At 70.4% G+C, this 19,424-nt stretch carries 20 protein-coding genes; 12 read left to right on the top strand and 8 right to left on the bottom strand.

The annotated features are described in order from the left end of the window. Positions 1 to 7 precede the first annotated feature (7 nt). Positions 8 to 496 carry an SRPBCC family protein gene (locus HC028_RS24250; RefSeq protein WP_168079725.1) on the top strand — a complete coding sequence of 163 codons (489 nt, stop codon included), beginning with the start codon at positions 8 to 10 and terminating at the stop codon, positions 494 to 496. Next, on the top strand, positions 493 to 1,695 hold the full coding sequence (locus HC028_RS24255) for a zinc-dependent alcohol dehydrogenase (RefSeq protein WP_168079726.1): 1,203 nt from the start codon (positions 493 to 495) through the stop codon (positions 1,693 to 1,695). The genes HC028_RS24250 and HC028_RS24255 overlap by 4 nt, the downstream gene beginning before the upstream one ends. Here HC028_RS24255 and HC028_RS24260 read toward each other — a convergent pair. The 7 genes from HC028_RS24260 to HC028_RS24290 form a co-directional block, all read right to left on the bottom strand. Continuing rightward, on the bottom strand, positions 1,682 to 2,950 hold the full coding sequence (locus tag HC028_RS24260) for a hydroxyacid-oxoacid transhydrogenase (protein ID WP_168079727.1): 1,269 nt from the start codon (positions 2,948 to 2,950) through the stop codon (positions 1,682 to 1,684). The genes HC028_RS24255 and HC028_RS24260 overlap by 14 nt on opposite strands. Then, positions 2,947 to 3,390 carry an acyl-CoA thioesterase gene (locus HC028_RS24265; RefSeq protein ID WP_168079728.1) on the bottom strand — a complete coding sequence of 148 codons (444 nt, stop codon included), beginning with the start codon at positions 3,388 to 3,390 and terminating at the stop codon, positions 2,947 to 2,949. Before HC028_RS24265 ends, HC028_RS24260 begins: the two co-directional genes overlap by 4 nt. A 68-nt stretch (positions 3,391 to 3,458) precedes the next feature. Next, positions 3,459 to 5,009, bottom strand: coding sequence for a deoxyguanosinetriphosphate triphosphohydrolase family protein (locus HC028_RS24270; protein WP_168079729.1), 1,551 nt, complete (start codon positions 5,007 to 5,009; stop codon positions 3,459 to 3,461). 9 nt (positions 5,010 to 5,018) lie between these two features. Next, on the bottom strand, positions 5,019 to 5,813 hold the full coding sequence (locus tag HC028_RS24275) for an endonuclease/exonuclease/phosphatase family protein (protein ID WP_168079730.1): 795 nt from the start codon (positions 5,811 to 5,813) through the stop codon (positions 5,019 to 5,021). A gap of 16 nt (positions 5,814 to 5,829) precedes the next feature. Further along, complete coding sequence (locus HC028_RS24280) at positions 5,830 to 6,966, bottom strand: MBL fold metallo-hydrolase (RefSeq protein WP_168079731.1); 1,137 nt, start codon at positions 6,964 to 6,966, stop codon at positions 5,830 to 5,832. Positions 6,967 to 7,081: 115 nt separating this feature from the next. Next, positions 7,082 to 8,326, bottom strand: a complete 1,245-nt coding sequence (locus HC028_RS24285) for a L,D-transpeptidase (protein WP_168079732.1) — start codon at positions 8,324 to 8,326, stop codon at positions 7,082 to 7,084. A 293-nt stretch (positions 8,327 to 8,619) separates the two neighbouring features. Continuing rightward, the gene (locus tag HC028_RS24290; RefSeq protein ID WP_168079733.1) at positions 8,620 to 8,826 is read right to left on the bottom strand and encodes a hypothetical protein; all 207 of its coding nucleotides are present in this window, start codon (positions 8,824 to 8,826) and stop codon (positions 8,620 to 8,622) included. Between the two features lie 205 nt (positions 8,827 to 9,031). Between HC028_RS24290 and HC028_RS24295 the strand changes: the two genes are divergently transcribed. The 10 genes from HC028_RS24295 to HC028_RS27935 all read left to right on the top strand — a co-directional run bounded on the left by HC028_RS24295 (position 9,032) and on the right by HC028_RS27935 (position 17,676). Continuing rightward, on the top strand, positions 9,032 to 10,435 hold the full coding sequence (locus tag HC028_RS24295; RefSeq protein WP_168079734.1) for an FUSC family protein: 1,404 nt from the start codon (positions 9,032 to 9,034) through the stop codon (positions 10,433 to 10,435). After that, positions 10,318 to 10,668, top strand: a complete 351-nt coding sequence (locus HC028_RS24300) for a TcmI family type II polyketide cyclase (protein ID WP_239075650.1) — start codon at positions 10,318 to 10,320, stop codon at positions 10,666 to 10,668. Before HC028_RS24295 ends, HC028_RS24300 begins: the two co-directional genes overlap by 118 nt. A 185-nt stretch (positions 10,669 to 10,853) precedes the next feature. Beyond that, positions 10,854 to 11,585 (top strand): ABC transporter permease, encoded by a 732-nt coding sequence (locus HC028_RS24305; protein ID WP_168079736.1) that lies wholly within the window; start codon positions 10,854 to 10,856, stop codon positions 11,583 to 11,585. Next, positions 11,582 to 12,808 carry an ATP-binding cassette domain-containing protein gene (locus HC028_RS24310; protein ID WP_168079737.1) on the top strand — a complete coding sequence of 409 codons (1,227 nt, stop codon included), beginning with the start codon at positions 11,582 to 11,584 and terminating at the stop codon, positions 12,806 to 12,808. The genes HC028_RS24305 and HC028_RS24310 overlap by 4 nt, the downstream gene beginning before the upstream one ends. Continuing rightward, entirely contained in the window at positions 12,805 to 13,578 is a 774-nt protein-coding gene (locus HC028_RS24315) for an ABC transporter permease (protein WP_239075651.1), read from the top strand. The genes HC028_RS24310 and HC028_RS24315 overlap by 4 nt, the downstream gene beginning before the upstream one ends. Positions 13,579 to 13,597: 19 nt before the next feature. Continuing rightward, positions 13,598 to 14,587: a glycine betaine ABC transporter substrate-binding protein gene (locus tag HC028_RS24320; protein ID WP_168079738.1), complete on the top strand. Its 990-nt coding sequence runs from the start codon at positions 13,598 to 13,600 to the stop codon at positions 14,585 to 14,587. 26 nt (positions 14,588 to 14,613) lie between these two features. After that, the gene (locus HC028_RS24325) at positions 14,614 to 15,624 is read left to right on the top strand and encodes an NADP-dependent oxidoreductase (protein WP_168079739.1); all 1,011 of its coding nucleotides are present in this window, start codon (positions 14,614 to 14,616) and stop codon (positions 15,622 to 15,624) included. Positions 15,625 to 15,739: 115 nt separating this feature from the next. After that, positions 15,740 to 16,021: a rhodanese-like domain-containing protein gene (locus HC028_RS24330; RefSeq protein ID WP_168079740.1), complete on the top strand. Its 282-nt coding sequence runs from the start codon at positions 15,740 to 15,742 to the stop codon at positions 16,019 to 16,021. A gap of 210 nt (positions 16,022 to 16,231) precedes the next feature. Beyond that, positions 16,232 to 17,347 carry an RNA-guided endonuclease InsQ/TnpB family protein gene (locus HC028_RS24335; protein ID WP_203981504.1) on the top strand — a complete coding sequence of 372 codons (1,116 nt, stop codon included), beginning with the start codon at positions 16,232 to 16,234 and terminating at the stop codon, positions 17,345 to 17,347. A gap of 137 nt (positions 17,348 to 17,484) precedes the next feature. Beyond that, a complete protein-coding gene (locus HC028_RS27935) occupies positions 17,485 to 17,676 on the top strand; it encodes a DUF397 domain-containing protein (RefSeq protein ID WP_168079741.1) in 192 nt (63 codons plus the stop codon). A gap of 54 nt (positions 17,677 to 17,730) precedes the next feature. Here the strand turns inward: HC028_RS27935 and HC028_RS24345 are convergent, their stop codons facing one another. Next, positions 17,731 to 19,371 carry a methyl-accepting chemotaxis protein gene (locus HC028_RS24345; protein WP_168079742.1) on the bottom strand — a complete coding sequence of 547 codons (1,641 nt, stop codon included), beginning with the start codon at positions 19,369 to 19,371 and terminating at the stop codon, positions 17,731 to 17,733. Positions 19,372 to 19,424 lie beyond the last annotated feature (53 nt).

A 19,424-nucleotide genomic window follows, 5' to 3' on the forward strand; every position in this document is an offset into this window, starting at 1 on the left:
GTGAATCATGAGGATGACCACGATGGGCGTCATCGGGGCCGCGGTCGCCGGAGTCGTCGTCAACCGGATCATGTCGGCGCGTAATCGCAACCTCTGGCCGATGGCCACGATTGCGCAGGACCGCCGGCACGCGCGCTGGCACGTCGTCACGATCAACAAATCTCCGGAAGAGGTGGCACCCGGCGGGCGGCTGCCCGAGCCGCTCGCGAAGCTCGGCGACGAGGTCGAGGTACAGGTGAATCGTGCGGTCGGCGACCGGGGCACGGCGCTCGCCGCGCGGCTGCGGCACGAGCCGACCGGGGTCGCCGCCACCGCCGCGCGGGTCGCCGGCACCGATCCCCGGCAGCGGGTCCGGGTGGCGCTGCGCGAGTCGAAGCAACTGATCGAGACCGGCGAGATCCTCCAGCCGGAGAAGGTGAGCACGGTGAAGCGGACGCTCACCGGCCTGCCGGTGGACTTCGCGGTCAGTCGGGCGCGTGGGGAGGGGCGGTTGTGAAGGCCATCTGTTGGGAAGGCGTCAGCGAGGTCGCGGTCGAGGAGGTTCCCGACCCGCAGATGTACAACAAGCAGGACATGATCGTTAAGGTCAAGCTCAGCTCGGTCTGCGGCTCCGACCTGCACCAGCTCAACGGATTCATCCCCACGATGCGCGCGGGCGACGTGATCGGCCACGAGTTCCTCGGTGAGGTCGTGGAGACCGGGTCCGAGGTGCGCCGGCACAACGTCGGCGACCGGGTCGTGGTCTGCTCGGTCATCGCCTGCGGCCGTTGCTGGTTCTGCGAGCAGGGGCTCTTCTCCGACTGCGACAACAGCAACACCAATCCCGGCATCCCGGAGATGATGTGGGGGCAGAGCCCCGCCGGGATCTTCGGGTACTCGCACGCCATGGGCGGGTTCCGGGGCAGCCACGCCGAGTACACCCGGATTCCGTTCGCGGACTACACGGCCTTCACCGTGCCGGACGGCGTCGACGACGCGACGGCGGTGTTCGCCTCCGACTCCGCGCCGACCGGCTGGATGGGCGCGGACCTGGGCGAGGTCAAGCAGGGCGACGTGGTGGCGGTCTGGGGCGCGGGTGCGGTCGGCCAGATGGCCGCCCAGTCCGCGATGCTCAAGGGCGCCGCGCGGGTCATCGTGATGGACCGGTTCGACTACCGGCTCGACATGGCAGCCCACCACCTGGGCGTGGAGACGCTCAACTACGAGGAGACCGACATCGACGCGGAACTGCGCGAGCGCAGCGACGGGCGGGGGCCCGACGTCTGCATCGAGGCGGTCGGGCTGGAGTCGCACACACCCAACCCGGTGGCGTACCGCTGGGAGCAGGTCAAGCAGCAGACGCGCGTCCTGGAGCAGGACCGGCCGCACTCGCTGCGGCAGGCGATCATATCGTGCCGCAAGGGCGGCATGGTGTACGTCCTCGGCGTCTTCGTCGGGATGATCGACAAGTTTCCGATGGGCGCCCTGATGAACAAGGGCCTGACCATGCGCAGCGCTCAGCAGCACGGCGAGCGCTACATCCCGATGCTGTTGGAGCGGATGGCCCGCGGCGAGTTCAAGACCGCTCACCTGATGACGCACCCGATGCCGCTGTCCGAGGGGCCGCGCGGCTACGACCTGTTCAAGAACAAGAAGGACGGCTGCGTACGCGCGGTGTTCCACCCCGACGGCGACGGACGGGTCACCAGAGAGTGAGCGACCGTACGAAGATTCCGGCGAGGTCCTCGGCGGTGGCCGGCCGGGGCGCGGTCGCCAGCAGCCGCTGCTGCTTCATGGCGCCCTCGACCAGCCTGTCCACATCGGACTCGGCGTAGCCGACCGCCCCGATGCCGTTGGGGATCCCGATGTCGCGCATGAGCGCGGTCAGCGCCGCCGGCAGCAGGTCGGCCGGATCGTCGGCCCGCGTGCCCGGCGAGAGCAGTCCGGCGGCGCGCACGTGCCGGTCCGGGCACGCGGCGAAGGTGAAGCGGAACGCCTCCGGTGCGGTCAGCGCCACGGCCATGCCGTGCGGCACCAGCGGCTCGGCGTCCGGGTAGCCCTCGGGCCGGTAGTCGCGTACGCCGCCGGCGATCGGGTACGCGTTGGCGTGCGGGATGTGCACGCCCGCGTTCCCGAAGCCCATACCGGCGAACGTCGCGGCGAGCGCCATGTCGGTACGCGCCTCGACGTCGTCGCCGTCCGCGACGGCGTTGCGAAACGATCGCGCCAGGAGTGCCAGCGCCTTCTCCGACCACATGTCGGCGACCGGGTTCGCGCCGCAGTACGGTACCCGCTCTTCCGGCTGCTTGCGCTCGAAGGCGTCGTACGGCTTCGCCGTGTAGCTCTCCAGGGCGTGGCAGAGGATGTCCATGCCGCACGCGGCCGTGACGGTCGCCGGCTGGGACATGGTGAGCAGCGGGTCGACCACCGCGAGGGTGGGTCGCAGCCGGGCGTGGCTGATGCCGGTCTTCACCTTGAGGTCGAGCACGTCGAGGACGCAGATCGTCGTGCTCTCCGACCCGGTGCCGGTCGTGGTCGGGACGGCGACGAGCGGCTTGAGCGGCTGCGACGGCGCCCGTCCGCCCCCGACCGGCGCGTTGACGTAGTCCATCAGGTCGCCGGGGTTGGTGGTGAGCAGGTTGACGGCCTTCGCCGTGTCGATGCTGGACCCGCCGCCGACGGCCACGAACGCGTCCCACGGCCCGTCTGCCCGCGCTGCGGAGACGGCGTGCCGCAGCGAGGCGTCGGTCGGCTCGACGTGCGCCTCCGCGAACACCTCCACCTCGATGCCGTACCGGCGGATGGCGTCGGCCACCCGCTGTGGTGAGCCGGTGGCCGCGACGCCGGCGTCGGTGACGACGAGGACCCGGCGTACGCCGTACCGGCTCAGGTCGAAGCCGATCTCGTCGGCGGCCCCGGCGCCGAACTTCAGGTCCGGGGTGCCGTACGTGAACACGGTCTCCGCGGTCATGAGATCACCTCCAGAGCTTTGCGGATCTCGTCCGGCACCGGCACCGGCCGCCGGGTCTCCGCGTCGACGTACACGTGCACGAACCGCCCGACGGCGGCCGGCTGTTCCGAGCGCTGCCCGAACAGCGCGAGCCGGTAGACGACGCTCGACGTACCGAGGTGTGCGAGCGCGATCCCGGCGGTGACGACCTCGGGGAAGCGCAACTCCGCGAAGTACCGGCAGGAGGTCTCGACGACCACCCCGATCGCCGGCAGTCGCCGGATGTCGGTGCCGGTCGCTTCGATGAGCCACCCGTTCACCGCGGTGTCGAACATGAGGTAGTGGACCACGTTGTTGACGTGGCCGTAGACGTCGTCGTCCGACCAGCGGGTGGGCAGGTCGCGCAGGACGGGAAAGTCCGCTCGGCGCAGCCGGCGCGGGTCGTCGTCACGCTGATCCATATCCGCAGCTTAAATGGTCCGTGATCACCGAGACTTTGCGGTGCCATAGCGCCGCAAAGTCTCGGTGGTCATAGAACGAATGAATCTGTCCACAGTTGACGTGACCGGCCCGACAGCGCGTCGAGCAGGGCCACTGCCTGGCCGTCGGTCAGGGAGGCGACGAAGTCGACGATGGCCCGGCCCCGCGCCATCGCGGACAGCTCCGCCCGGGTCGGTGCGGCGACCAGGCCGAGCGCGCTCGGTTCGTCCACCAGGCCCGCCAGCTCCGACAAGGCCAGCTCGACGAAGTCGTGCACGCGGCGGGGCAGCCGCGCGGTCTCGTCGAGGTCGACCAGCCAGTCGTGCAGCGCCTCGACCAGCGTCTCGATCAGGGCGGCCTGGCCGCGCTGATGGAGGGCCAGGTCCGGCCGGGCCAGCACGAACCGGTGATGGACGAACTTGAGGACCTGCACCTCGTGCCACTGGAGCGGGCGCAGCAGCACGTGACCCGAGCGCACCGGTGGATCGGGGCGTACCTCGATCGCGTCGATGAGCCGTTCGGTCCAGCGCGCCGAGAAGCGGGCCACGCTCCGCTCCGCCTCGATCGAGCCGTCGAACGGCGCGGCGAGCAGCCCGTCGACGAGCTCGGCGCGTACGTGCTCGACGGCGGCGCGGAACGCGTCGTCGTCCGAGATCCAGCTGTCCTTGCGGTGCAGGTCCCGGCGGAGCCGCTCGACCGAGCGCCCCGGCCGGCGCGCGGTCGCGGCGAGGATGTCGGCCGGCAGCGACCGCAACTGGTCGGCGTCGCGCTGCCAGGCCATCAGCTCGCTGGCGACCGATCCCTGCTGGAGCACGCCGACCCGGTGGAAGTCCTCCACGTCGTGGATGGCGTACGCGATGTCGTCGGCGGTGTCCATGACCGACGCCTCAACGGTCTGCTGCCAGTCGGCCAGCCGGCCGGCGAACGGCTCGCGGGCCTGCCGAAGGTCGGCCAGCTCCGTCACGTACGCCCCGAACTTGACCGACCCCCTGGTCGGGTCGTTCGGGGGCGCCGCCGCCCCGCGCGGCGGGGGATCGAGGTGGCGTACGTGCGGCTGCGGGTACGTGTGCCGCGTCCACGGGTACTTGAGCATCGCCGCCCGGACGGCGGCGGTGAGGTCCAGCCCGGTCGTCTCGCCGCGGATCTCGGTGCTGGTCACGATCCGGTACGACTGGGCGTTGCCCTCGAACCCGTCCGGCAGGGCGAACCGCTGCCGGGCGATGCCGTCGAGGACCCGCTCGCCGAGATGGCCGAACGGCGGGTGCCCCAGGTCGTGCGCCAGCGCCGCGGCTTCGACGACGTCGGCGTCGCAGCCGCCGAGCTTGTCCAGGAGGTCGCGGTACCGGGGATCGCCGGTCAGCCGCTCCGCGATCGCCCGGGCCACCTGCGCCACCTTGAGGCTGTGGGTGAGGCGGTTGTGCACCAGCAGGCCGGACCCGCCCGGGCTGATCACCTGGGTGACGCCGCCGAGCCGCGCGAAGTACGGCGAGCTGACGATCCGGTCCCGGTCGACCCGGTAGGGGCTCGCGGCGAGGTTTCCCAGCACCACCGCGCTCCCGCCGAAGAGGCGCCGGGCGCGCTGATCTTCCGGCAGGTCCATGATCCGACCCTAGCCGACGGTGAGGTCGAGCGATGCGACGACCGGGTAGTGGTCGGACGCGGTCTCGGCCGCGCCGCCCGACCCGACCCGGCAGGACCGCACCAGGCGCGCGACCGGCTCGGTACCGAGGATGTAATCCAGCCGCATCCGGGAGAACTCGTGCCCGGCGTACCCGGTGGGCACAGTATGGTCCGCGGCGCCGACCTGGCGGCACAGGTCCACGAAACCGGCGTCGGCCAGCACCTGGACCGCCCGGGTGTCCACGTCGCCGCCCCGCCGCAGGTGGCGGGACCGGTGCTGCGGCGCCAGGGCGCGCAGCCGCTCGGTGTGGTCGGTCCACGGGTCGAGTGAGTTGAGGTCGCCCATGAGGAGCACCATCCGCTCGCGGTCGGCCCGGGGCGCGAGCCACCGGGCCTCCCACCGGCGGCGGCCGCCCGAGAACGGGTACAGGTGGGTGCTGATCACCGTGAGCGGTCCCCGGTCGGTGGCGACGGTGACCTCGGCGGCGGCGTGGTGGAACGGGCGGCGGATCCGTCCGGTGGAGATGACCGCCGCGGCGTTCCGGACGAGGACGGCGACGGGCTGGCCGCCGAGCCAGGACCGGACGAGGTGCGGCCGCATCCCGACCGCGTCGGCCAGCTGGCGCAGGCGGCGCCCGCCGTCGCGCGGGAAGTGCGCAAGCTCCTGCAGCGCCAGCACGTCCGGCCGGTGCGCGGTGACGACCTCAGTGATCGCGTCCAGGCGGCTGCCGCGGCTGTCGCGGCCGCCGTTGCGGATGTTGTAGGTCATCACGGTCAGCGCCATAGGGCAAGTCTCGCGGTTAGGCGATCGCCTGCCACCAGCCGTCCACCGGCGGCGGGTCGTCGACGTCGACGCGCTCACCCGGCCGGGGTACGGCGAGCCGGACGCCGCGGGCCTTTGCTTCCTGCCACACCCGGTCGGCGGGTTCGCTCCAGTCATGGAACGCGAGGTTGAACGTGCCCCAGTGCAGCGGGATCAGCAGATCTGCGCGCACGTCGAGGTGGGCGGTGACGCCCTCCTCGGGGGTCATGTGGATGTCCGGCCAGGCGTCGCCGTACGCCCCGATCTGGATGAGCGCCACGTCGAACGGGCCGTGCGCGGCGCCGACGGCCGCGTACCCGTCGAAGTAACCCGAGTCTCCACTGTAGAAGACCCGTCGGGTCGGGCCGGCGACGACCCAGGACGTCCAGAGCGTGTTGTTGCGGGTCAGGCCCCGGCCGGAGAAGTGGCGGGCGGCGGTGGAGGTGAGGCGGAGACCGGCGACGTCGGCCGTCTCGTCCCAGTCCAGTTCGATGATCCGGGCCTGCGGTACGCCCCAGCGCTCCAGGTGCGCGCCGACGCCGAGGGGTACCAGGAACGGTGCCGACTGCGTGCGCCACAGCGCGCGCACGGTTGCCATGTCGAGGTGGTCGTAGTGGTCGTGGGAGATGACGATCGCGTCGATGCGGGGGAGCCGGTCCAGTGGGATCGGCGCCGGATGCAGCCGGCGCGGCCCCAGCCGGGGCGAGGGTGAGCACCGCTCACTCCAGATCGGGTCGAACAGCACCCGCCGGCCCTCGATCTCGACCAGGGCGGACGAGTGCCCGTACCAGGTCACGTGCAGCCCGCCGGTGGGCAGCGGCGCCGCGTCGTCCGCACTGACCAGCGGCACCGCGGCCGACGGTCGGCGCCGGTGACGGTCGCGCAGGAGCTTTCCCAGCAACTGCACGGTCGTCTCGGTCGGCGTCACCTGGGCGGCTACCGGGTTGTGGAAGGCCCCGTCGCGAAACTGGGGCGACCGCCGGATCCGGTCGGCGCGGGTGCCGGACGGGGGCGCGCCGAGCGCGTCCCGCACGTCGCGCAGCGCCCAGGCGCCGGCGGCCGCCACGACCGCGGTGGTCGCCAGCCGGCGCGCCCACCGCCTGCCTGCCTCGCCCATGTCGGGTCCACCTTCCATCAGTTGGCGCAGGAAGGAGGCCAGTCTGCCGGGGTAGCGGCGCCGAGCGCCAGCGGAGTTAACGCGTCTGTGACCATGACCATCGAAGTTTCCCTGACGGCCGGACTATCCGTGGTCAGGAGGTAGCGCTCGGGGTCGGCGTCGGGCTGGCGCTGGGGGACCCCCCGGCGGTGGGGGCGGTGGGGAGGGCGCTGCCCTTGACGAACTCGTCCCACGGCAGGTCCCACGCCGTCCAGCCGTTGCCCTGGCCGAGGTGCCGCTCGGTGCCCTTGACGATGACAGGGTCGCCGATCTTCGTCCAGTTGTAGATCCACTGGCCGTTCTCGAGCGAGACGTTGACGCAGCCGTGCGACACGTTGGTGTTGCCCTGCTGCGCGACCGACCAGGGGGCGGCGTGGATGAACTGCCCGTCCCAGCTGAGCCGCTCGGCGAACTGGACCTCGGTGCGGTAGCCCTCGGGGGAGTTGACGGGCGTGCCGTAGGTCGACGAGTCGAAGGTGGTCTTTGCCATCTTCTCCATGATCGTCATCGTGCCGGAGAAGGAGGGGTGGGACGGCTTGCCGAGGCTGACCGGCATCGTCTTGACCACCCGGCCGTCCTCCTTGGCGGTCAGTTGCTTGGTCGCGTTGTCGACCTCGATGACCCTGGCCACCGAGTCGATGGTCGCTTCGATCGTGATGTCCTGCTTGCCGTACCGCCCGCCGCCGACGGGCAGCCCGCCCAGCGCGAGGCGCCCGCGGATCTTGGTACCGGGCTGCCAGAATTCCTTCGGCCGGTACTCGACCTGGGTGTTGCTGTCCCAGTGCCAGACACCGGGCTGTGCCGGCTCGGTGCTGACGAACAGGCGACGCTCGACGGCTGCGCGGTCGGCGGGCGCCACCCCGCCCTGCTTGAACTCGAGCACGATCGGCATGGCCTGCCCGTACACCGCGTTGTCGGTCATGTAGAGGTGGGCGTCCATGCGGTTGGCCGGCCGTTGCATCGTGGTGAACTTCGTGGTCCGGGTGACGCTCTTGCCGGCGGCCGTGCTGCCGGCGACCTTGGCCGTGTACGTGGTCGCGTAGGCCAGCGGTTCGTCGGGCACCCAGGAGCTGGTGTCGTCGCGAAGCTTGCCGGTGATCCGCTTGCCGGCGGGGTCGGCGAGGTCGACGCCGGTCAGCTTGTCGCCGCCGTGTGGCGCTATCTCGACCGAGACGGGTACGTCGGTGGCGTTGTCGGCGGGGTTGACGTTCAACGTCGGGCCCGGCGCGGCGCTCGGGCTGCCCGGGTTGACGAACCTGGTGCCGCCGTTGCCGCATCCGGTCAGCCCCAGGGCGGCGACGAGCGCGGCGACCACTACAGCGCGTCGTTTTTGTTTCATGATCTCCTCGTCCGCGTCGTAGCCCCGTCTTGTCTAGCAGGCGCCTAGTCAAGATCCGGGCAACGACAGCACCTCGGAGCGCATACGGTGGCGGGAAATGGCTGAAGGTACCGCCACAAGATCGTGTGTCTGTGGTGGTGACCAACAAAAGGGACTCGGTGCTCACGCCGATCGTCGGCGTGAGCACCGTCGAGCAGGTGAGTGAGGCGCTGGACCTGGATGGCCTGCCGCCGGCGACGCGCGGCTGCCGAGTGCCTGCACGAGACACTATGGGCCCCGTGCCAAGATCGCACTCACTGGGAAGGCTGTGGCACCTGACAGTTGATCTTCGGGTTGACGCCCATGTAGTTCAGCGGCCCGGCGATCACCGTGACCGCCGTCGTGCCCGCTTTCGCGCAGTTGTCGTTTGAACTGCTGAAGTATCCGCGCTGGCCGGCCGCCAGGGCGCCGATGATCAGCCAGATGAGGATGATGACTCCGCCTATACCTCCGGTGCGCATCCCTGCCTCCAGGTCACAAGATCCGGATGTGGTGCCGCCGGCGGTTGTGGGCTCCGCCGGCAGGCGCGAGGTTGATACCCATCGGTCATCAATGTCTAAACGACGGCCGGGCGGCGTGACCTGAGCACAACGCGGCATGCGGGTGCCGCCGATGGTGACTACCGTCGGTTATGGGAGCCGGTACCAATGATCAGCCAGGAGCGGGATGGGTTGGATGCGCCGGCTGCGGCTTTTGCTGGGTCGCACCGCCTGGTCGAGGCTGTACCGCAGCAGCAGCGAGTTCGGACTACGCACGGCGAAGACGACGCTGGCCGCCGTCCTCTCGTACGTGGTGGCCGAGCGCCTCAAGACCAGCCCGCAGCCGGTACTCGCGCCCCTCACCGCGCTGCTCGTGGTCCAGTTGACCCTGTACGAGACCGTTGAGCACGGCCTGGAGCGCATCCTGAGCGTGGTCTCCGGGGTACTGGTCGCGCTCGGGGTGGCGACGTTCGTCGGGCTGACCTGGTGGAGCCTCGGCGCCCTCATCGCCGTGTCGCTGGTGGTCGGTGAGCTGGTACGGCTGGGGCCACACCTCCTCGAGGTGCCGATCACCGCGATGCTGATCCTCGCGGTCAGCGGCGCCCAGGAGGCAGCCATCGGGCGGGTGTACGAGACGCTTATCGGCGCGGCCGGGGGAGTCCTGGTCAACGTCGTGATCGCCCCGCCGCTGTACATCAGGCCGGCCAGCGAGGCGATCGGCGAGCTCGCGAACCGGATGGCCGTGTTCTTGCGGGGGCTCGCGGAGCAACTGCGCTCCGGCTGGTCCCGGGAGGCGGCCGAGCGCTGGCTGGACGAGTCGCGCGCGCTGGCCAGGGACGTGCAGCGCGCCGACCAGTCGGTGGCGCGGGCCGAGCAGAGCGCCCGGCTCAACCCGCGCGGCGCGGTCGCCCGGGAGGCGCAGCCCCGGCTGCGCACGGCGCTGACCGGCCTGGAGCACTGCTACGTCTCGCTGCGCCACCTGACCCGGGCGCTGTACGACCACACCTGCACCGTTGCCGGCGAGGACGGGGTGGAGGCGTACGAGCCGGAGGTGCGCGAAGTCCTCGCGGACATCCTCGAGCGCGCTGCCGAGGCGTTGGGCAGCGTCATCGTCATCGCGTGTGGTGCCGGACCCGCCGAGGCGGCGCGGGAGCGGGTCGAGGCCCGTCTCTCCGAGATGCACCGGCTACGCCACCGGCTCAGCGGGCTGCTGCTGGTTGATCCGCATACCGATCAGGGGGCGTGGCAGCAGCACGGCGCGCTGCTCGCGGCGATCGACCGGGTACGCGTGGAGGTGGAGGCCGCCGTCCGGCCACCCCGCGCGCCCTGGCGGTCCCGGCTCGGCGTGGAGCGTCAGCGGCAGGCGGCGCGGCTCGTCATCGACGCCGCGTCGCAGGCGGCGGGCGAGCTTCGGCCGATCCTGCCGAAGGTGCGGCTGGTCCACCGGTCCGGCTGGCGCCTGGCGCCCGGCGGATGGACGCTCCGGCGGCCGGAGAAGGTCGGCAGCGCCGGTGCGGGCGGGCACGGGCAGCACCGGCGACGCCCCGTCCGGGAGGCGGTCGCGCGCTGGGCCGGGCCGCGGCGTATGTGATCGGCTCGCTACCGCATCCACAATTCCGGCGTGATCGGGCGAAGCCTGCTTTCACTGGACGACCTGTACATCCACGTGATCGAGCGCAACGTGGACCCGAAGCTTTGGAGCGGCCCCGCGGACTGCCCGCGTTTCAGCAGATAGCCGAGGCCATCGCCCCGTACGTGACCCTGTACCCGAAGAACTGGAAGGTTCCGTCGGACGGCCTGCTGGAGCTTCCGGTCACGTTCTGACTCCCGATCTCGGACACCTGGACCGGTAACAGCCGGTCCAGGTGTCCGAGCTCTGTTATGTGATCTGCGCGACGATTACCGCTTCTACCCGTCGGGTACGCAACGACCACTGATCTTGCTTGAGTGGAATGCGCTTGCCCCTGGCGCCGGCGCCCGCTTCAGCCCGACGCCGACAGGGGTGGTCGATGACGTTCCTGCAATTTCTGGAGAGCCGGCGCGACCTGGTCCTGGCCCAGACGCTGGAGCACGCCATCATCGTGCTGATGTCCGTCGCGCTCGCGACCGTCGTGGGAGTCGGAATCGGCGTCGCCACGTACCGCCGTCGACGGGCCCGGGCGATCGCGACCGCGATCGCCGCCGCGATCCTGACGATCCCGTCGTTCGCGCTGCTCGGCCTGATGATCGCTCCGCTGGGCCTCGGCTACCTGCCCGCGCTGGTCGCGCTGAGCCTGTACGCCCTGCTGCCGATCATCCGCAACACCGTCGTCGGCCTGACCGGGATCGATCCGGCGCTGCCTGAAGCTGCCCGCGGCATCGGCATGAGCCGGCTCCGGTCCCTGGTGACGGTGGAGTTGCCGCTCGCCTGGCCGGTGATCCTGACCGGGATCCGGGTCTCCACCCAGATGACGGTGGGTATCGCGGCGATCGCCGCGTACGTCGGCGGTCCGGGGCTGGGCAACCAGATCTTCTCCGGCCTGGCCAATCTCGGCGGGGTCAACTCGCTCAACAAGGCACTGGTCGGCACCGTCGGCGTGGTCGTGCTGGCGCTCGCCATCGACGGCTGCCTCGCCCTGCTCGGTGCCCTGACCAGGCCCGGCCGCCGCGCCAGGTCAGCCGCGTCTGGTCGGCGTGGTCCGCTCCGGCCGGCCCGCACACCAGCCGCCGTTTCGCTCACCGCTACAGGAGCTCACCGATGACCGACGACGTGATGATCAGCCTCGAGAACGTCAGCAAGAGGTACCGGGGGCAGAAGGCGCCCGCGGTGGAGAACGTGTCGATGACGATCCGGCGCGGCGAGATCGTGGTCCTGGTGGGACCGTCCGGTTGCGGCAAGACGACCACCATGAAAATGATCAACCGGCTGATCGAGCCGAGCAGCGGTCGGATCTGCGTCGACGGTGCCGACGTCACCTCCCTCGACGGCACTGAACTGCGCCGCCGCATCGGGTACGTCATCCAGCAGGGCGGTCTCTTCCCGCACATGAGCGTGGCCACCAATGTCGGAATGGTGCCGAAGATGCTCGGGTGGAGCCGCCGGCGGATCGACGAGCGGGTCGACGAACTGCTGCACCTGGTCGGCCTGGAGCCTGGGCAGTACCGCAACCGACTGCCGCGCCAGCTCTCCGGCGGGCAGCAGCAGCGGGTCGGCGTGGCCCGCGCGCTGGCCGCGGACCCGCCGGTGATGTTGATGGACGAGCCGTTCGGCGCCACCGACCCGCTGACCCGCGACCGGCTGCAGAACGAGTTCCTCCGGCTGCAGGAGAAGCTGCAGAAGACGATCGTGTTCGTCACCCACGACTTCGACGAGGCGATCAAGATGGGTACGCGGATCGCGGTGCTCGGCGAGCGGTCGCGGATCCGCCAGTTCGACACCCCCGAGCGGCTGCTCGCCGAACCCGCCGACAAGACGGTCGGCCAGTTCATCGGCGCCGGCGCCGCCCTCAAGCAGCTCAACCTGCGGCGGGTCGACGCGGTCGAGTGGAACGAGGCCGAGCTGATGCACCGTGACGAGTCGCCGACCGCCGTGCTGCGCCGGCTCGACGAGTCTGGGGCCTGGGCCGTGCTCACCGTCGACAGCGAGCGCCGTCCGTTGCGGTGGGTCGGTCCGCGCGACCTGGAGCCCGGCCAGACCAGCCTCGACGGGGTGGGCATCCCCGTCGCCGTCGTGGAGCCGCGGGCGACCCTGCAGGACGCGCTCGACGCGATGCTGGGGGCCGGTTGCGGGGCGAGCGTCGTCGTCGATGACGACGGCCGCTACCGCGGCGTGCTCGACATCGAGAGCCTGATGCGCGCGATCCGCGACATGCGGGAGGTGGAGCGCGACCGCGACCGCGGCATGGCCGAGGCGCCGCCGCGCCTACCTCGGCAGTCGGACGGCAGCCGGGACTCCGCTTCGGTCCGGACCCTGGAGTCGCGGTGACGGCAAGTACGCTCGCCGCCGGCACCGCCACGCCGTCGCGCTGGCCCGGCCTCCTGCGCCGCCACTCGGCCATGCCGCTGGTCATCGCGGCAGCGCTGCTCGGCACCTATCTGTGGGTGCGGAGCAGCCGGCTGGACGACATCGAGCAGCGCTCACTGAACGCCACCACGCTGCTCCGACTGCTCCGCCAGCACCTTGAGCTCACAGCCGTGACCACGGTTGTCGTGGTGGTCCTCGCGGTCGGCGCGGGCATCCTGCTGACCCGCCCGGCGCTGCGCTGGCTCGCACCGGGAGCCACGGCCCTGGCGAACATCGGGCAGGCCACCCCGGCGATCGGGCTCCTGGTACTGCTCAGCATCTGGCTGGGCATCGGCTTCACCACGGCGCTGATCGGGCTCATCGCGTACGCGGTGCTGCCGGTGCTGCAGAACACCATCGTCGGGATCAACCAGGTGGACCGGAGCCTGGTCCAGGCGGGCAAGGGCATCGGCATGTCACCGCTCGCCGTCCTGGTCCGCGTCGAGCTACCGCTGGCCCTGCCGGTCATCATGGCCGGCATCCGCACCGCGCTGGTCCTCGCCGTGGGGGTCGCCACCCTAGCCGCTTTCATCAACGTCGGCGGGCTCGGCGAACTGATCGTCACCGGGATCAAGCTGCAGCGCGCCTCCGTACTGGTCACCGGAGCCGTCCTCACCGCCGCGCTGGCGCTGGCACTGGACTGGCTCGGCGGCCTGATCTCGGACCTGCTGCGCCCGCGCGGCGTTGCCTGACCGTCGAAGGAGTTCGTTCATGCGTGCCAGAAAATCCGGACTCATCGCCGCCGGGGCGGCTGTCGCCCTGACACTGCTGTCAGGCTGCAAGTTGACGCAGGTGACCACCGAGAACGACGCCGCCGCGGTGGCCGTCGGCCGCGGCTCGATCAAGAAGGACCCGGCGCTGGCGGGGAAGACGATCGCGGTCGGCTCGAAGGACTTCACCGAGAACATCCTCCTCGGACACCTGACGATGATCGCGCTGAAGGCGGCCGGCGCGAAGGTGGACAACCGCACCAACATCAAGGGCTCGGTGAACTCGCGCAAGGCGCTGGTGGCCGGCGAGATCGACGCGGGGTGGGAGTACACCGGAACGGCCTGGATCACCTACCTCAACCACACCGACCCAGTCCCCGACTCCCGGGGACAGTACGAAGCGGTGGTCAAGGAGGACTGGGCGAAGAACAGGGTGGTCTGGGCGAGCCCGGCGCCGGCCAACAACACCTACGCCCTTGCCGTACGTGCGGACAAGGCCAAGGAGTGGAACCTCAAGACCCTCTCCGACCTGGCCACGTTCGCCAGGACCCACCAGGCCGACGCCACCTTCTGCCTGGAGAGCGAGTTCGCCAGCCGCAACGACGGTTGGCCCGGCATGGCCAAGGCGTACGGCCTGACCGTGCCGCCGGACAACATCAAGACCGTCGACACCGGCGTCGTCTACACCGAGACGAAGAAGGGCACGGCCTGCAACTTCGGCGAGGTGTTCACCACCGACGGCCGGATCAACAACCTCAAACTGGTGCCGCTCGTCGACGACAAGAGGTTCTTCCCCATCTACAACCCCGCGCTCACGCTGAACGGCGCGACCGCCGCCAAGTACCCCAGCCTGGTCAAGCTGATGGAACCGGTCACCGCCAGGCTCGACGACGCCACCCTGCGCCGGCTCAACGAGGAGGTCGACGTCAAGGGCGAACTGGCCTCCACGGTCGCCGCCAACTGGATGAAGCAGCAGGGCTTCATCGGCTGAGGCCGGACCGTCATAACGTGGGAACCATGACGAACCAGACCAGTCGCGAAGTACACCTCGCAGCCCGCCCGACGGGCTGGCCCACCGCCGACAACTTCCGCCTCGTCGAGGTCGCGGTCCCCGAACCCCGCCCGGGTCAAGTGGTCGTCCGCAACCTCGTGATGTCTGTCGACCCGTACATGCGGGGGCGCATGAACGACGTGGAGTCCTACGTCCCGCCGTTCCGGCTGGGGGAGGCCCTGGACGGCGGGGCCGTCGGTGAGGTGGTCGCGTCCGCCAGTCCGGACCTCGCGGTCGGCGACACCGTCCTGCACGGTCTCGGCTGGCGGGAGTACGCGGTGGCCGACGCGGACAAGGTCCGCAAGGTCGACCCGGAAGCCGCGCCGCCCTCGGCGTACCTCGGGGCGCTGGGCATGGTGGGGATGACCGCGTACGTGGGGCTGCTCGACATCGCGGCGATGCGGCCGCGCGACACCGTCTTCGTCTCCGGCGCGGCCGGCGCGGTGGGCAGCATCGCGGGGCAGATTGCCAAGCTGCGCGGGTCGCCTCGGGTCATCGGGAGCGCCGGGTCCGACGAGAAGGTCGAGTACCTCACCCGCGAACTCGGCTTCGACGCGGCATTCAACTACAAGAAGGGCCCGGTGGCCGAGCAGCTCAGGGAAGCCGCCCCGGACGGCATCGACGTCTACTTCGACAACGTTGGCGGCGATCACCTGGAGGCGGCGATCTCGTCACTGAACAGGTTCGGCAGGGCCGCGCTGTGCGGGGCGATCTCCGGGTACAACCTCGAGGAGGCGCCGCCCGGGCCACGCAACCTCTGGCTGGCCATCACCAACCGGCTGACCCTGCGCGGGTTCATCGTCGGCGACCACGCCGACCGCACGCCGGACTTCCTGGCCGAAGCCGGTCGCTGGCTACGGGAGGGTCGACTGCGGGTCGACGAGACGGTCGTGGAGGGCATCGAGAACGCGCCGGACGCGTTCCTGGGCATGCTCCGGGGGCGGAACGTCGGCAAGATGCTCGTCCGCCTCGGCTGAGAGGGCCGTCGGTGTTCTGACGGTGAGATTTGGCGGGCTCTTAGCGAACAGCGTCTAGCGAATAGCGTCGCTAACGCCGCTGTCCCGACTGCCGTACCCCGCGATGAGGGTTGCCATGTCCGCTGTACTTTTCGTTCCGCCGGCCGACCCGGCCCACTTTGCCGCCCACTTTGCCGCCCGCCTGTCGTTCGAAGCCGATGTCTTCGACGTTCACGCCGACCTCGAAGCCGGCGTGGCTGGTCTGGTCGTCGTCGACTCCCGCAGCCACGAGGCGTGGCGGCCGGGCCACCTACCTGGCGCGGTGCACCTGCCCACCGCCGAGGTCGTCGCGCGGGCCTCGGGACTTCTCCCGGCCGGCACCGTTGTGGTCACGTACTGCTGGGGCCCTGCTCGCTGAACTCCGGCACCTCCCGCCGCCGCATTCGAGTCATCGCGCCCGTCCCAGCAACATCCGGCTGGCCTCGCCGGGCGTACGCCTCGGCAACTGCCCGAAGCGGGCGAACGTCTGGCTGGCGGAAAGTCTGACTGGGCAGGGTTCCTCCTCGCCACAGGCGCGGCAGTAACCGCCGGGCGTGCTGATGCGGAATTGACGTACCCCCATGGCAGCATGCGGGGCATGACACGTGTGGTGCGGCGGGCCTTCCGGTACCGTTTCTATCCGACGCACGCCCAGGTCGAGCAGCTCAACCGCACGTTTGGCTGTGTGCGGCTGGTCTACAACAAGGCCCTGGACGCCCGTGCGAGCGCCTGGAGCACGCATCGCCGCACCATCACCTACGGGCAAACCTCCGCGATGCTGACGGAGTGGAAACGCGACCCGGACCTGGCGTTCCTGGGCGACGTGTCGTCGGTGCCGCTGCAACAGGCCCTGCGACACCTCAACGCCGCGTTTGCGGCGTTCTTCGCCAAACGCGCCAAGTATCCGCGGTTCAAGTCGCGCAAGCGGTCGCGGGTATCGGCCGAGTACACCCGCTCGGCGTTTGGCTGGCGCGAGGGCAAACTCACGCTCGCCAAGATGGACCAGCCCCTGGACATTGTGTGGTCGCGCCCGCTGCCCGAAGGCGCCGAACCCTCCACCGTCACGGTGTCGCGGGATGCGGCAGGCCGCTGGCACGTGGCCATCCTGGTCGAGACTACGATCGAAACCCTACCCCCGGCCGAGGCCGCCGTCGGCGTGGACGTCGGCATCACCAGCCTGGTGACCCTGTCGACCGGCGAGAAGGTCACCAACCCCCGGCACGAACGCACCGACCGGCGCAAGCTGGCCAAGGCGCAGCGGTGCCTTGCCCGCAAGCAGAAGGGCTCGGCCAACCGGGCCAAGGCGAAACTCACGGTGGCGCGCATCCATGCCCGCGTCGCCGACCGGCGCCGCGACCTGCTGCACAAGCTGAGCACGCGACTCGTCCGTGACAACCAAACGGTCGTGATCGAAGACCTCGCCGTGCGCAACCTGCTCGCCAACCACCGCCTGGCCCGTGCCATCTCCGATGCAGCCTGGGCGCAGCTGCGGTCGATGCTGACCTACAAGGCCGCCTGGTACGGCCGGCGGCTGGTTGTGGTCGACCGTTGGTACCCGTCGTCGAAGCGATGCTCGACGTGCGGGCGGCTGGCCGAGACGATGCCGCTGGCCATTCGGGAGTGGACGTGCCCCTGCGGCGCGAGGCATGACAGGGACGTGAATGCGGCGAAGAACATCCTCGCGGCCGGGCTGGTCGAGAGGTAAAACGCCTGTGGAGGGCCGGTGAGACCACAACCGCCACGGCGGGGACGGCACGGCCCGGCGAAGCAGGAACCCCCACGGGCGACCGCGGGAATCCCCGCCCTTCAAAGCGGTGGAGGAAGTCAACAGGGAGCGAGCAAGTGGAACGTAACGTCTGGCTCAAGTCCAGCCGCTCAGGATCCAACGGCCAATGCACCGAGGTGCGCGACCGCGGCGACGCGATCGACGTACGCGACAGCAAGAACCCCACCGGCCCGATGCTCACCTTCACCCCGGCGGACTGGGCAGCGTTCGTCGAGGGCGTCAAGGCCGGTGAGTTCGACCTCCGGTAGAGCGCGTACGGGCACACCGGGTCCCGGTGCGCCCGTACGCTGGCAAACGCCGGTTCAGGTTCGGAACCGGCCGGCTGCTTCCTCCAGGGCGGCGGCAAGCCCGCCCAACTGGTCCGTGGCCTCGTCGGCCTGGGCCGCCGCCGTGGTCGTGGCGCTGGCCGCGTCAGCGACGATGGCGACCGCCCCGGCGATGTCGGACGAGCCGTTGGCGGCCTGAGCGGCGCTGCGGCTGATCTCATTCATCGTCGCGTTCTGTTCCTCGACAGCGGTGGCGATGGTCGCCTGGGACTCGTTGATCCGGCTGATGATGTCCGCGACGCGGCTGATGGCGTCGACCGTCTGCGCGGTGTCGTGCTGAATGGCGTTGATGCGCCGGGTGATGTCCTCAGTGGCCTTCGCAGTCTCCTGAGCGAGGTCCTTGACCTCCGACGCGACCACGGCGAAGCCCTTGCCCGCGTCGCCAGCCCGGGCCGCTTCGATGGTGGCGTTGAGCGCCAGCAGGTTGGTCTGCTCCGCGATCCCGGTGATCACCTTGAGCACGTCGCCGATCTCGGCGCTGGAGTTGCCGAGGCTGGTGATGGTGGAGTTGGCCGCCTGCGCCGTGGAGACGGCGTCATTGGCGATGCTCGCCGCTTCCTGAGCGTTGCGGGCGATCTCCTCGATGGACGCGGTCATCTGTTCCGCGCCGGCGGCGAGGGTCTGCACGTTGCCGGCGACCGCCTCGGTCGACTCGCGTAACAGCCGGCTCTGGTCGCGGGTGGTGACCGCATTGTCGGCGATCTCCGCCGAGGTCCGCTTGAGCCCGGTGCCGGCCGAGGCGACGGCCGAGGCGTTGCGGGTCAGGGTGCGCAGCATGTCGGCCATGCGCGCGGTGCCCTGGTCGAGCTGCGCGATAGCGCGCCCGAGGTCGTCCCTACAGTGCGCTTCCACCCGTACGCTCAGGTCGCCGTCGGCGAGCCCATCGGCCACCTGCGCGACCCGGTCCACCCCGCGCCGGACGGTACGGGCGGTCCACAGCCCGAGCGCCAGCGCCGCCAGCGCACCCACGGCGAGGACGGCGACGACGACCTGCACACCCGTGTCACGGCTGCGCCGGGCGTCGTCGAGCCGCTGCTGCGCCAGCTTTTCGGTCGAGTCGGTGAGCTTGGCCAGGTAGTCCTGCGCCTTGTCGCTGAGCGGGCTCAGCTCCGCCTTGCGCCGCTTCTCGTACGTGGCCGTGTCACCGGCCGCGTACAGGGCGGTGATTTCGTCGCGGACATTCCGGTAGTCCTTCCAGCTGGCCGCGAAGGCGGTCAGGAGAGCGCGCTGCTCGGATGAGAGCGGGCGTTGACCGTAGGTTGCGACGGCGGCGTCCAGCGCGGCGTCGGTCTTCTGCAGGGCCTCGGTATTGGTCTTCACCGCGTCGGCGCCCTTCGAGGTGCGCAGCGACAGCGAGTCCAGCCGCGCCTGCGTCGCCAGCCGGCGGATCTCGCCGACCTGCTCGGTGCTGGTCACGCCGTCCGCGTGGAGAAGGTGGGCGTCCCCGTCGACCGCGTTCAGCTGGTGCACCGCGGTGTACCCGACGAGCAGGCCCGTACCTACGGCGACAGCGACGGAGAGCAGGATCTTCGCGCGTACCGACCGGTCGGCCAGCCAGCCCAGCGGCCTGAGTCGGGCCCGGCCCGGCACCGCGACAGTGCGTAAATCAGACTCCATTTCGTGCGGTCTCCTTCACGTGGGGTGGTGCCACCTGATGGCCCACTTGGCTC

Origin of the sequence: Planosporangium flavigriseum (assembly GCF_011947225.1) — a bacterium.
Classification (GTDB): domain Bacteria; phylum Actinomycetota; class Actinomycetes; order Mycobacteriales; family Micromonosporaceae; genus Planosporangium; species Planosporangium flavigriseum.